Annotated in this window: 1 protein-coding gene and 1 pseudogene; both read left to right on the top strand. The window is 59.7% G+C overall.

The features are described from left to right. Positions 1-132, top strand: a pseudogene (locus tag HMPREF9538_RS33205) (Bcr/CflA family drug resistance efflux transporter); the annotation flags it as partial. A 162-nt stretch (positions 133-294) separates the two neighbouring features. Beyond that, positions 295-1,180, top strand: an 886-nt coding sequence (murQ, locus tag HMPREF9538_RS13420) for an N-acetylmuramic acid 6-phosphate etherase (RefSeq protein WP_009485159.1), incomplete at its 3' end; no start/stop codon positions are given.

The raw sequence follows: 1,180 nt of genomic DNA on the forward strand, positions 1-1,180 counted from the left end.
GTCTGGGGCGCCCCCCCCGCGCCGCTGGCGGGTCTCGGCGGCGAAACAATGCTGAAAATGAGCCTCGCGATGGCCATCTGCTACCTGCTGGCGCTGCTGCTGGGCCTCAGCAAACCGCGCGACGCACGCTAATCTCCTGCTGCGGTAATAAAATATTCCAGATTTATTACCGCACTATTTCCCGCCATATCTACCATTCTCGTATTATTCTCCACGTACTAATCGTGATACTCTTCACAGGCAAGGAATAAATAATTCCTTATACTGCGCGCCACTGAGAATAACGAGGTTTCTATGAGTATCGACCTGAGCAAACTGCTGACCGAGCGACGTAACGCCAACAGCGCCAACATTGACACCCTCTCCACCCTCGAGATGCTGACGGTGATAAACCAGGAAGACCAGCAGGTAGCCCAGGCGATAACGCCCTATCTGCCGCAGATTGCCGAGGTGGTGGATAAGGTCGCGGCGGCGCTGCAGGCCGGTGGCCGCTTGATTTACATTGGCGCGGGTACCTCAGGGCGTCTGGGGATCCTCGATGCCAGTGAATGCCCGCCAACCTTCGGCACCCGCCCTGAGCAGGTGGTGGGGATCATCGCCGGCGGACATAAAGCGATTCTCAGCGCCGTGGAAAATGTGGAAGACAACAAAGCGCAGGGGGCGATGGATCTGCAGAACCTGAACTTCAGCAACCGCGATGTGCTGGTGGGGCTGGCGGCCAGCGGACGCACGCCGTACGTCATTGGCGCCATGGAATACGCCCATAGTCAGAATGCCTTTGTCGCCATCGTCAGCTGTAACCCGCATGGCGAAATGGCCCAGCTGGCGGACGTGGCGATCACCCCGGTGGTCGGCCCGGAAGTGGTCACTGGCTCTACCCGCCTGAAAGCCGGCACCGCGCAGAAGCTGGTGCTGAACATGATCTCCACCGGGGCGATGATCCGCGTCGGCAAGGTGTACAGCAATCTGATGGTCGACGTCGAAGCGACCAACGCCAAGCTGATTGAGCGCCAGGTCTCTATCGTGATGGAGGCTACCGACTGCGATCGCGCCACCGCCCAGAAGGCGCTGGAGGCCTGCGGCCGCCACTGTAAAACGGCGATCGTGATGGTGCTGGCGGACTTAAGCGCCGCAGAGGCGCAGTCGCTGCTGGCGAAAAACAACGGCTATATCCGCAAGG

The sequence above is a fragment of the Klebsiella sp. MS 92-3 genome (genome assembly GCF_000195655.1).
Lineage (GTDB): Bacteria > Pseudomonadota > Gammaproteobacteria > Enterobacterales > Enterobacteriaceae > Klebsiella > Klebsiella pneumoniae.